General features: G+C 40.6%; 12 protein-coding genes and 1 pseudogene. 6 read left to right on the top strand and 7 right to left on the bottom strand.

The window, feature by feature from the left end:
* The first annotated feature begins 378 nt into the window (after positions 1-378).
* The gene (locus BFP75_RS21865) at positions 379-516 is read left to right on the top strand and encodes a hypothetical protein (RefSeq protein ID WP_165776596.1); all 138 of its coding nucleotides are present in this window, start codon (positions 379-381) and stop codon (positions 514-516) included.
* On the opposite strand, the gene BFP75_RS13200 is transcribed toward BFP75_RS21865, so the two are convergent.
* Positions 500-1,540: an aldo/keto reductase gene (locus BFP75_RS13200; RefSeq protein WP_099545852.1), complete on the bottom strand. Its 1,041-nt coding sequence runs from the start codon at positions 1,538-1,540 to the stop codon at positions 500-502. The two genes, BFP75_RS21865 and BFP75_RS13200, sit on opposite strands and share 17 nt — an antisense overlap.
* Before the next feature lie 66 nt (positions 1,541-1,606).
* Positions 1,607-2,371: an exodeoxyribonuclease III gene (locus tag BFP75_RS13195; protein ID WP_099545851.1), complete on the bottom strand. Its 765-nt coding sequence runs from the start codon at positions 2,369-2,371 to the stop codon at positions 1,607-1,609.
* Positions 2,372-2,489: 118 nt separating this feature from the next.
* Between BFP75_RS13195 and BFP75_RS13190 the strand changes: the two genes are divergently transcribed.
* Positions 2,490-3,011 (top strand): hypothetical protein, encoded by a 522-nt coding sequence (locus BFP75_RS13190; RefSeq protein ID WP_099545850.1) that lies wholly within the window; start codon positions 2,490-2,492, stop codon positions 3,009-3,011.
* A gap of 30 nt (positions 3,012-3,041) precedes the next feature.
* Entirely contained in the window at positions 3,042-5,120 is a 2,079-nt protein-coding gene (locus tag BFP75_RS13185; RefSeq protein ID WP_099545849.1) for a TonB-dependent receptor family protein, read from the top strand.
* On the opposite strand, the gene BFP75_RS13180 is transcribed toward BFP75_RS13185, so the two are convergent.
* Together BFP75_RS13180 and BFP75_RS13175 are read right to left on the bottom strand one after the other, a co-directional pair.
* The gene (locus BFP75_RS13180; RefSeq protein ID WP_099545848.1) at positions 5,117-6,664 is read right to left on the bottom strand and encodes a glycine--tRNA ligase; all 1,548 of its coding nucleotides are present in this window, start codon (positions 6,662-6,664) and stop codon (positions 5,117-5,119) included. The two genes, BFP75_RS13185 and BFP75_RS13180, sit on opposite strands and share 4 nt — an antisense overlap.
* A 37-nt stretch (positions 6,665-6,701) precedes the next feature.
* Positions 6,702-7,613, bottom strand: a complete 912-nt coding sequence (locus BFP75_RS13175) for a hypothetical protein (protein WP_317044535.1) — start codon at positions 7,611-7,613, stop codon at positions 6,702-6,704.
* Positions 7,614-7,769: 156 nt separating this feature from the next.
* On the opposite strand from BFP75_RS13175, the gene BFP75_RS13170 reads away from it, so the two are divergent.
* Genes BFP75_RS13170 through BFP75_RS13160 form a run of 3 tightly spaced genes read left to right on the top strand, consistent with a single transcriptional unit; the run spans position 7,770 to position 10,690 of the window.
* Positions 7,770-8,345, top strand: a complete 576-nt coding sequence (locus BFP75_RS13170; protein ID WP_240531785.1) for a ComF family protein — start codon at positions 7,770-7,772, stop codon at positions 8,343-8,345.
* A gap of 43 nt (positions 8,346-8,388) precedes the next feature.
* Complete coding sequence (locus BFP75_RS13165; RefSeq protein WP_099545846.1) at positions 8,389-10,005, top strand: Ig-like domain-containing protein; 1,617 nt, start codon at positions 8,389-8,391, stop codon at positions 10,003-10,005.
* Positions 9,974-10,690 carry a hypothetical protein gene (locus BFP75_RS13160; protein ID WP_123803457.1) on the top strand — a complete coding sequence of 239 codons (717 nt, stop codon included), beginning with the start codon at positions 9,974-9,976 and terminating at the stop codon, positions 10,688-10,690. Before BFP75_RS13165 ends, BFP75_RS13160 begins: the two co-directional genes overlap by 32 nt.
* Here BFP75_RS13160 and BFP75_RS13155 read toward each other — a convergent pair.
* The 3 genes and pseudogenes from BFP75_RS13155 to BFP75_RS13145 all read right to left on the bottom strand — a co-directional run.
* The gene (locus BFP75_RS13155; RefSeq protein ID WP_099545844.1) at positions 10,670-11,455 is read right to left on the bottom strand and encodes an amidohydrolase; all 786 of its coding nucleotides are present in this window, start codon (positions 11,453-11,455) and stop codon (positions 10,670-10,672) included. The genes BFP75_RS13160 and BFP75_RS13155 overlap by 21 nt on opposite strands.
* A gap of 52 nt (positions 11,456-11,507) precedes the next feature.
* Positions 11,508-11,972 carry an ankyrin repeat domain-containing protein gene (locus BFP75_RS13150; protein WP_099545843.1) on the bottom strand — a complete coding sequence of 155 codons (465 nt, stop codon included), beginning with the start codon at positions 11,970-11,972 and terminating at the stop codon, positions 11,508-11,510.
* Between the two features lie 25 nt (positions 11,973-11,997).
* Positions 11,998-12,172 (bottom strand): annotated as a pseudogene (locus BFP75_RS13145) (IS66 family transposase); the annotation flags it as partial.

The raw sequence follows: 12,172 nt of genomic DNA, 5'->3' as shown, positions 1-12,172 counted from the left end.
AAGAAACCCCATCAACAATTTATCAACAAGGCAAGAAACAAGTGGCATGATGGTACCAAAGGGACAAAAAGGGTTTTCAACAGATCGGGCAGGTTATGAGTCTCCCCCCGGACCCCCCTCTTTCAACATCATCATTAAACTTATTTTTAAAGATTTATTGTCCTAACAATGGGGGGAATTATAAGATTACCTGCCAAAAGAAGTAGAATGATTCCAAAAATCTTATTAACCATGCAAATATTATTTAAGTTTAAATTAATCGTATCGCCAATAATTGTAAATCTATTATACTTTTCAAAGTCGGAAAAGAAGTGAAGTTAAATTGCAATAAATATTAGTTGACATCCAATTAAACCTCAGTTTCCAACTTAATTTAGAATGGCCCTAAACTACCTCCTATCCCGCATGATTCTGGATAAGGTCAAAATGATGATGATGACCAATATGATCAATACAACTTGCCAAAACCCTACCTTTAAAAAAACCAATAAATCCATCATCAAGGAGCAGGATTAGGATGTTCGTTGTGAATTTTTTCGATGCCCTCCAAAATTTCTGAAGTTAGGGTAATGTCAATACTGGCAATATTTTCCTTTAACTGTTTCATACTGGTTGCGCCAATGATATTACTGGTCAAAAAAGGTCTGGAATTCACATAGGCCAAGGCCATCTGGGCCAAAGAGATGTTATGCTCCTGCGCCAATTCATAATACTTCTGGGTGGCGGCCACAGCGGTTTCAGAACTATATCTTTTGTAGTTTGGGAACAAGGCGATACGGGACCCTTCCGGCAATCTATCGCCCAGATACTTCCCACTCAGCACCCCAAAGCCCAAGGGGGAATAGGACAGCAGACCGATATTTTCACGCATGGAAATTTCGGACAAGCCAACTTCGAACAATCGGTTAAGCAAACTATACGGATTTTGAATGGTGATCATCCTGGGAAGGGAGGCATGGACCTTGCTTTCCTCCAAAAAACGCATGGTGCCCCAAGGTGTTTCGTTGGAAATGCCTACATGGCGTATTTTTCCCTCGCGCATCAAGTCCCTCAAAGTTTCCAGTACTTGGTGGATGTTGTCCTCCCAATAATCAGTAACCTGATGTTGGTACCCTCGCTGTCCAAAATAATTGGTATTGCGCTCTGGCCAATGCAATTGGTATAGGTCAATATAATCGGTCTGTAAGCGCTTTAAACTCGCTTCCAAAGCTTCGATTATGGATGAACGGGTAAATCCGGTCGTTCTGATGAATTTGGTAAAATCTGCCTTCCCTACGATTTTACTGGCCAAAACGACCTTGTCCCTATTACCGTTTTTCTTGAACCATGTACCGATGATTTTTTCGGTCAGGGAATGTCTATCAGGATGTGCTGGAATGGGATACAGTTCCGCCGTGTCAAAAAAGTTGATTCCTTGATCAAGGGCGTAATCCATTTGCTCATGACCTTCTTCTTCGGTATTCTGGTTGCCCCAGGTCATGGTTCCCAAACAGATTTTACTTACTTCAATATCAGTATGTGGAAGATGGGTGTATTTCATTTTGGAACAGGTAGGTTATTGTTTAAAAATGCTAAAATTACAAAATATGAACGGTTCCCCTTTTAATCAAACGTTAAGTTCCAGTAGAATGGGGCAATGATCGCTGTGCTTGGCTTCGGACAAAATAACGGAACGTTTGAGTTTATCCTTCAAGGGTTCCGAGACCATACCATAGTCCAAACGCCATCCCTTATTGTTGTTTCTGGCGTTGGCCCTATAGCTCCACCAAGTATAATTTTCAGGCTCCTTATTGAAATGCCTAAAACTGTCTATAAAACCACTCTTTATGAAATTACCTATCCATTCCCGTTCTACTGGCAAAAAGCCCGAAACGTTCTGGAGGCCTACCGGATTATGTATATCGATAGCCCTATGGCAAATGTTATAGTCGCCCAAGACGATTAGGTTGGGATGTTTTTTCCTGAATTCATCGGCATATCGCTGAAAATCGTCCATATAGGTCAGTTTGTGTTCCAACCGTGCCAAGTTGGTACCTGATGGCAAGTACATACTCATCACCGCAATATCCCCAAAATGGGCGGTCATATTTCGGCCTTCAAAATCCATATAATCGATACCCGTTCCCATGATGACTTCATCGGGTTTATGCTTGGATAGGATGGCCACGCCACTATATCCTTTTTTCTGGGCGCTGAACCAATAATGATAGGGATATCCGGCCGCTTCAAAAAGCGATAGATCTAACTGCTCTTTGTTCGCCTTTATTTCCTGTAGACAGACCACATCTGGATCTACGGCGTTCAACCACGGTAAAAAATCCTTTCGCAAGGCTGCCCTAATTCCGTTTACATTGTAGGAAACTATCTTCATTCCAAGTGCCTTTGGGCCAAAAATAGAAAAGCCTGTCCAAATACTCACAAGTATGGCTACCTAAATCCTAACTTTGCACACTTTGGAACAACCTTTGATTAGAATTTGAAAACGCGCCATGAAATATTTCACATTTCTATTGTTAACATTAGTTTTTACCGGTTCTGTAGTGGCACAGGCTTACCCCAGATTTGAAAACAATCACGAGATAAAATTCAATATTGGCCAATTTTTGGCGACCTCAACGGTGGAGGGTTCCTATGAATATTTTTTTACTGAGGATACCAGTATTGGAGGTAGCATCTATGCCGATGGTGATGCCACGGACTACAATGGCAACTTTGGAATAGGCCCCAATCTACGTGCCTATTTTGGCTACATGCCCAGAAGTGGTTTTTTTGCCGAAGTATTCGGACTGTTTTTCACCGGCGAAAATGAGGTGAACACGTCCAACTTGGGAGCAAGAAACAGCGACTACGGTACCACCGCCCTAGGTTTGGGAATTGGAAATAAGTGGGTTACCCGAAGTGACCGATTTACCTTGGAAATCCATGGCGGTATTGGCCGAAATATAAACCCGGAGGATTTTCAAAATGCGTTTATGTTTCGCGGCGGACTCTCCCTTGGTTTTAGATTTTAAATCATAAATTCGTATTTCATACACATTTTAATGAAATACCTACCCGTCCTACTCTATTTTGCCGTTCTAATAGGCCAAGCACAAGATCCCATAGATAAAGATAGCGTTACCCAACTGGAGGAAGTTATACTAATCGATGCCCTTAAAAGCAAAAAAGTCATTGGTATTACCCCGTCGGATGTTATCGCTGCCAAGACCTTTCAAAATTACAGTCCGGTGGATATCGTATCCTCCATGAATCAAATTCCAGGGGTCTATGTGCTATCGGGAGCCTTAAATACCAATCGAATTACCATACGTGGCATAGGTGCCAGAACGCTATTCGGTACGGACAAGCTTCGGCTTTACTATAACGAGATTCCCGTGACCAATGGAACCGGCTCCTCTACTATAGAGGCCTATGACTTGGAAAACTTGGGACAAATTGAAGTGGTGAAAGGGCCTAAGGGTACGGAATTTGGGGCCAATCTTGGAGGTGCGATCATACTTACGCCCAAAGAGGCTTTGGGAAAATCAACCAACTTCAGCAATAACTTAACCCTAGGCTCCTTCAACCTTTTAAAAAATAATTTAGCCTTTAACCATTACGATGGAAAACTTCGGTTGAACCTGCAATACGGCCATTTGGAAACCGATGGCTACCGCGAGAACAACAACTTTGAACGGGACGGATTTTTGCTCAACACATCCTATCAGTTGGATTCCAAAAACAAACTTTCCCTATTAGTGAACCATATCGACTATACGGCTCAAATACCCAGCTCCCTTGGGTTTACCGCATTTAACGAAGATCCTACCCAAGCTACGTTTACCTGGAGGGCTTCCCAGGGATACGAGACGAACAATCAGACACTTTTAGGTGTCTCCCTATCCCATGAATTTTCAGACCGCTTACAAAACACTACGAGCATTTTTTATAGTTATCTGGATAAGACCGAAGCGCGACCTTTTGGTATTTTGGAGGAAATCACCAATGGTTTTGGTTTTAGGACCTTGTTTTCAGGGGATTTAAAGTTGTTCGAAAGGAATGCCGATTTCACTTTTGGAGCCGAACTTTACAAAGATGAATATGATTGGGACGAATTTGAAAATCTCTATCAGGAGAACGATGGGAACGGCAGTTTGAAGGGGGCTCAGTTTGCCCGAAACAAGGAATTTAGGGGGCAATGGAACGCTTTTACTTCATTACAATATCCATTCACCGATGCATTCTCTGCCCAATTGGGCCTCAACCTTAATAAAACGAAATTCGATCTTCAGGACCGGTTCAACCCCATAACTACCAATAATAGCGGTAATAGAGATTTTGACCCTATCCTCCTTCCCAGTCTCACCCTAAACTATTCGTTGGGCAATAATCAGGAATTATTTGCCAATATCAGTAGGGGTTTTACAAATCCAAGCCTTGAACGCACCTTGACTCCGGAAGGCATCATCAATCCCGATATCCAACAGGAGACCGGGACAAACTACGAAATTGGAACGAACCTTCTCTTGGACGAAAACAGGTTACGAATCAACCTGACCCTCTACCAAATGAACATTAAAAACCTTTTGATACGTGAGCAAGTAGGGGACGATCAATTCATAGAAAAAAACGCCGGAAGTTCGAGACACCAAGGCCTGGAACTTGGAATGGACTACATGCTATTTTCGTCTACATCAAAAATTCAGGTAAACCCCTTTGTGAATTACAACCTCAACCATCACAAATTCACTGATTTTACGGATAACGGTGTTAACTATTCCGGTAACGATTTGACCGGAGTGCCAAAACATCGGTTGACCATAGGCCTCCAAAATCGTTTCTTTACCCATTATTATCTGAATCTTATTTATCAACATGTGGGAAGCATCCCTTTGACCGATGCCAATGATGTATACAGTGATGCCTTCAATTTGTTCAATTTCCGCACCGGCTATCGCAAAAAACTAACGCCAAAATTCACGTTGGGAGTGGATTTTGGCGTCAATAATGTATTCGATATTTTATATGCCCGCTCCGTGCTCATCAACACCCAAGGATTTGGCGGGACAGAGCCGCGCTATTATTATCCGGGAGACGGACGTAATTACTATGGTGCCATTAATTTGGCCTATGCGCTTTAAGCATCCATTTTTTGTAGCCAAGTACGCATGTCCACGGCTTTGTGGATGAGTTCTTTCAATGCTGAAATAGCTACCCGTTCCTGCTCCATGGAATCCCTATGGCGTATGGTGACCGTTTGGTCCTCCAAAGTCTGGTGGTCTACAGTAATACAAAATGGAGTTCCATTGGCATCCTGCCTTCTATAGCGTCTGCCAACGGCATCCTTTTCATCATAGGTAACATTGAAGTCCCATTTTAGGTCATCCAAAATTTGTTGGGCCACTTCAGGCAATCCATCCTTTTTGACCAAAGGTAAAATAGCCGCTTTGGTAGGTGCCAATACGGCCGGAAGCTTAAGAACGGTTCTAAAAGTTCCATTTTCCAATTCCTCTTCCTGCAATGAATTGGAGAAAACGGCCAAAAACATACGGTCTAGGCCTATAGATGTTTCCAGAACATAGGGGACATAATTTCTATTTGTCTCATGATCAAAGTACTGCAGCTTTTTACCGGAGAATTTTTCATGGCTACCCAAATCGAAATCGGTTCTGGAATGGATTCCTTCCAGTTCCTTGAATCCAAATGGGAAACGGAATTCGATATCCGCTGCGGCATCGGCATAGTGGGCCAATTTCTCGTGGTCATGGAACCTATAGTTATCTTCGCCCATACCCAAGGAAAGATGCCATTTCATTCGATGCCCCTTCCAATACTCGTACCATTCCTGTTGGGTCCCGGGCTGTATGAAAAATTGCATTTCCATTTGTTCGAATTCCCGCATACGGAAGATGAACTGTCTTGCAACGATTTCGTTCCTGAAGGCCTTACCTGTTTGGGCTATCCCAAACGGGATTTTCATCCTTCCGGCTTTTTGAACGTTCAAAAAGTTCACAAAAATTCCCTGTGCGGTCTCTGGACGTAAATAAAGGTCCATCGTATTTTCAGCACTGGCGCCCAACTTGGTCCCGAACATTAAATTGAACTGTTTGACATCGGTCCAATTTTTGGAACCGGACATTGGGCATGCAATATCCAATTCCTCGATCAGGGCCTTAACATCCGCAAGATCTTCCTTTTCTAAAGACTTTGCCATTCGGCTTAGAATGCTCTTGCCCTGTTCCAGGTATTCGACCACCCTAGGGTTGGTCTCCAGAAATTTCTGCTTATTGAAATTTTCCCCAAAACGCTTTTCAGCCTTAGCGACCTCCTTTTCTATTTTGGCATCGATTTTACCTACATAATCCTCTATGAGGACATCTGCCCTATATCGTTTCTTGGAATCCTTATTGTCGATCAATGGGTCGTTAAAAGCATCTACGTGACCGGAAGCCTTCCATATGGTGGGGTGCATGAATATGGCGGCATCGATACCCACAATATTCTCGTTCAATTGAACCATGGCCTTCCACCAATAGGCACGAATATTATTTTTTAGCTCAACACCGTTATGGCCGTAGTCGTAAACGGCGCTTAGACCATCATAAATTTCACTGGACTGGAATACGTAACCATATTCCTTTGCATGGGAAATTACCTTCTTAAAATTATCTTCTTGATTTGGCATGTGGCAAAAATAGAATATTAGTCAAAAAGAAGGGAATTTATTTTAATTGAAATTCCGAAGAAGTAATCAGGCGTTCGTCCTCAAACACGTTCAAAGTGTACGTTCCTTCCTTCAAAGATCCCTCCGGTACTGTCACATAATCACAGATAGAAGTTTCTTCTCCAAAATATTGAAATTCCACCCTTTTACTGTAAACATTACCGTTCACTGTAATGGTATTTGCATTGTCCTCTACAATCTGTTTGTTGGTGTCTAAAAATTGCAGATAGATTACCTTTTCGGATTTTATTACCTCAGGATCTGCTAATACGGTAACACAACCACGCAATTTTTCTATAGTAGATGCTTTATTGGTGCCCACGGGGCGGGAACCCCTTAGCCTAAAGCCGCTTCCCTCCGAGTAATCCATTTTTAAATAGTTCTTGACCTTTAACTGCTGGTTGAGTTCCATTATCTTTCTGCGCTGCAGGGCCTCCGCTTCTGCCAAACTAGTACTATTGGCCTGTAAAAGTTCTATTTGTTTTCTGGCTTCGTCGTACTTGTCTGTCAACAATAGATTGTTATATCTGAGAAAATTATTTTTTAGCTTTAAACTATCGTTTTTGGCCTCCAACCTTCGCAATTCGGTTTTAAATTCCCTAAGCCTATCAATGGTAAAGTTCAATCTTCCCACGGAATCCTTAAGCTGTTGTACCTGAAACTTTGCATCTTGCAGCTCAATATCGTTCATTTCGTTCAATGCGGAAAGTCTGTCCAGATCGGCCTTCATCAGCGTTAGATCTTTAACTAGAACCTCTTTTTGTTGTTCTAGGAAACCTATTTCCGATTTGGATTGGGCATGACTGTAATAAAAGGCAATTAGGATACCAATTATAACAGCGGCCATAGCGGCAAGGATTATTTTATAATTGAATTTAGTATCTTGGTTGTCCATCCAATTAATGGGCATTTAGTAGGTTAAATAATGTAGCAAGAATTGATTCTCACCAAGCTTTCAAATATAGCAAATGATATAAACACCCTCCTATTTCCTCATACATGTTTTGGATGTAATGATCGATTAACTAGAGGAGAGAAGCTCTTGTGTACCGTTTGTCGATATCAATTGCCACTCACCGATTATACCTTTAACGAAGAAAACCCTGTAGATCGTATCTTTTATGGTAGAATTAACATAAAAAAAGCAAGTTCCTTCCTTCATTTTACGGATTATGGCATCGTAAAGAACCTCATTCACCATCTAAAATATAAGAACCAAGAGCATATTGGGGAATTTCTAGGTAATTGGTACGGACAGATATTAGTGGAAAACAACCATCTCCCTAAAGTAGATTTTGTTATTCCTGTTCCCATACACAGAATAAAACTAAGGAAGAGGGGATATAACCAAACAGCCCTTTTTGCAAAACAATTGGCAACCCATTTGAACTCCCAATATTTAGACCATGTACTGATCAAAACCGCCAATACAAGGACACAGACAAAAAAGAACCGCTTGGCTAGGTGGTATGATAATAAATCATTGTACACATTGGTAGATGCCCATTTGTTGGAAAATAAAGCCATTTTGCTAGTCGACGATGTAATCACAACAGGTGCTACAATGGAACTATGTGCTGGGGAACTTTTAAAAATAGAAGGCACGTCCCTGTTCTTGGCGAGCATTGCAATTGTGGATTAGATTCTAAGGAATATATCGTTTCTTTGCCCTATACTATTATCCTATGTTACGTAGAATCCTAGGCTACATATTCATTTTACTCTCAATTACCGCATTTTATCAATGCGCGAGAAAGGGAACGCCCACAGGAGGCCCCAAAGATGTCACCCCGCCCGTTCTGCTGCGTGCCGAACCGGAAAACATGAGCGTTAATTTCAAGGGGAATAAAATACGGCTCTATTTTGACGAGTTGGTAAAATTGGAAAAAGTTCAAGAACAACTGATCGTATCGCCCCCGCTAAAATATCAGCCTTTGTTAAGTCCGCAAGGCGGTGCCAACAAGTTTGTCGAAATCATAATACAGGATACTTTAAAAGAAAATACAACCTATACCATAAACTTCGGTCAAAGTATTGTGGACAATAACGAAGGAAACCCCAACCCATTTCTAACCTATGTATTTTCCACGGGCAATTATATAGACTCTTTGGAGCTGCGAGGTGTGGTTAAGGACGCCTTCAATAAGGAAGCCGACGATTTTATAAGTGTCATGCTTTATAGTATAGATTCAAGTTACACGGATTCTACGATATTCAAGAGGCCACCTAATTATATTACCAATACCTTGGACAGTGCCATCATCTTCAATTTGAAAAACTTAAAAGAAGGAACGTATGCCCTTTTTGGAGTAAAGGACCAGGCAAAGAACAACGTTTTTGACCAGAATACGGATAAAATAGGATTTATCAACGATACGATCCATTTGCCCACGGATTCCATATACCTGCTCAATCTTTTTAAGGAAGTACCAGATTACGGTATAACCGTACCTACTTACGCCGCAAAAAATAAAATAATTTTTGGGTATTACGGTGATGGAAAGAGCATGGAGATAAGTCCCATTTCCAATATACCAGATACCGTGAGCTACAAAATCCTAAAAGAAAGGGAGAAGGACACCTTAAATTTCTGGTTTACTCCTTATGGCATGGATTCCCTTCTTTTTACCGTTAGAAACGAAAGTCTTAAACTGATAGATACATTTAATGTGAAGAGTAGAAAAGTGGGAATAGATTCCCTTAAATTGTCCCCTAGCCAAACGGGAACCATGAATTTTGAAGAACGTTTTTCACTATGGGCCAATACTCCTATTAGCTCCATTGACAGTACCAAGTTTAGTATTTTCAAACAGGATACCCTACAGCTGCTACACACGGTAGCATTGGATACTTTGGGAAATCATGTAAATTTCAATTTTGAAGTAGGACCCAATGAAAAATACAAAATACAAATGCTTCCCGGTGCTGTAACCGATTTTTTTGGCACTACGAACGATTCTATAAATTTTAACCTGAATACCAAAAGTTTTGCGGACTATGGAAACCTTACCGTTAATTTAAGTGGCAATTCCATAGAATATCCGGTCATTTTGGAATTGACGAATGAAAAAGGGGAGGTGCAAAGAAAACAAATTGCAAAGGAAGCCCAGATTTTTGAATTCAATCACATAAATCCCGGGAAATATTTAATTCGGGCTATATTCGATGCCAACAATAATGGGGAATGGGATACGGGAAATTACCTTAAAAGAACGCAACCAGAAAAAATTGCATACTACCCAAGTACGATAGAGATGCGGGCAAACTGGATTGAAAACATTACCTTTAATATTCTTGATTAAAACCGTATTAATGAGATTATTTGTAATTGCCATATTTTTATTAGCAAGTGGATCCACAATTTTTTCACAGGTTAATTACGTCAATGAAGAAGGTAATATATTGCAAACTGGAAATCTTGATGCTCCGTTTTTAAGGGCGTCCCAAACAACGGGAAATAAAATAGTAGGTAGTATCTATCTAAATGTAGAATGGGAACAAGCTATTATCACGAATCTATCAAATAAAAAATCATCAAAACTTCTCGCCAGGTTCAATGCTTACCACAGTGAAATCGAGGTTTTAAGAGAAGATATTACTTCGGCACTTTTACCCGTAGACGGAATACAAGTAAAACTTAATGGTAAAACCTTTGTACCGCTCAAGATAGCGGGAAAAAATAAATCCATTTTTGCTGAAATTCTTTACGAGGGAGAGAAAAGCCTTTACAAGGTTTACAACATTAAAATCAACAAAGCCCCTTCAGATGCTAAATTGTTGAACATGGAAAGCGAGGACAAAGTTGAGATAACTTTCAATTATTACTATAGTAAAGATGGTAGTCAGGTCGTAGAAATACCCACAAGCAGAAGGTCTATGAAATCTGAATTACCTTCCCATTATATGGAAATCTTAAAGAAGGAAAAGTTATCTCCTAAAAATGAGGAAGATTTGATTCAATTGTTCTCAATCCTTAACTCCAAGTAATTGGAACTTGTCCCTATCCTGAAGGAATTTTAATTTTTTCCGTACCTCCAAAAGATGGTCCTTATCGATATTAACCGATAGTACTTCTTCCTTTTCCGAAAAAATTAATTGTTGACCCAGGGAATCATATATGGCGGAGTGTCCAACATATTCCAGCCCTTTTTCATCCATTCCAATTCTATTGACACCAATACAATAACTCATATTTTCAATGGCTCTTGCCTTTAACAGCGTATCCCATGCTTCAACTCTTGGTTTTGGCCAATTTGCCACGTATACCAATATATCATAATCGGTGGTGTTTCGGCTCCAAACCGGAAATCTAAGGTCATAACAGATCATAAGGTTTATTTTGAACCCCTTGTAATCCACGATCAAATGTTTATTTCCTGCTTGGTATTTTTCGTTTTCGCCTGCCAAGGTAAATGTGTGTCTTTTATCATAATGATGTACCTCTGCCTTTGGGGTTACAAAAAATAATCTATTGAAATGTAAACCACGTTCTGAATAAACTATACTCCCAACAATTGCGGCATTCAGTTCCTTCGCTTTTTCCTGCATCCATGCTACGGTAATACCGCCCTGCTTGGCATCCAAGTTTTCAGGAGACATTGTAAAGCCCGTAGTAAACATTTCCGGTAACACGATTACGTCCACGGCATTTTTTAGGGTGGCAATCTTGGAAGAAAAGTAATCCCTGTTTAGTTCGGGCTGTTCCCAAATAATTGGAGACTGGACCAAGGCAAGCTTAAGTTCGTTTTTCATTTTAAACAAAGTGGTTCAAATATTCATTTTAAAGGTTGCGTCCTTACAACTATCATTTCAATAATTCAATTAGCTTGGGGTTGCCTTTTGTCTTGGCATGGTCCAAGGCCGTATTTCCCCTTTGGTCCTTAACTGTTTTATCCGCTCCATTATCAACCAGAAGTTGGACCAGTTCAAATTTATCGAACATTGCCGAATAAATTAGTGCGGTTGCACCCATTGTATTTTGCAAGTCCATTTTTGCACCATTGTCCATCAACAGTTTTGCAGCATCCAAGTAACCCTTAAAACACACACCCATTAAAGGTGTGTTGCCAGCGGCATCCGTGGCATTTATGTTCGCCCCGGATTCAAGTAATAATTGGGTTATTTCCAATTGGTTGTAATATGTGGCCAATACCAGCGGGGTAGACCCCCTTTCATCCCTGGAATTTACAAGTTCCGGTTCAATGGTTAAGGATTTCTTTACTCCTTCCAAATCTCCACTCCTAATTTGATCGTAAATGGTAAATTTCATATCTCTTAAAATATAATGTAACTAATCAGTCTACTTGAAATTCAAATTTAGCGATTAGGTTCAATGCTTGAATCACGTTCATTCCGTTTTTGATGGTGGTATCGATTACGGATCGGATTTTGGCAAAATTCTGAGCATTTCTGGGGTTTTTGAACTGGCCCGATATTTTTTGTTTTACCTTGACATTTCGAATCGCTTGC

Source organism: Maribacter sp. 4G9 (assembly GCF_002742265.1).
Taxonomy (GTDB): domain Bacteria; phylum Bacteroidota; class Bacteroidia; order Flavobacteriales; family Flavobacteriaceae; genus Maribacter.
This window is presented reverse-complemented; position numbering and strand designations above follow the sequence as displayed.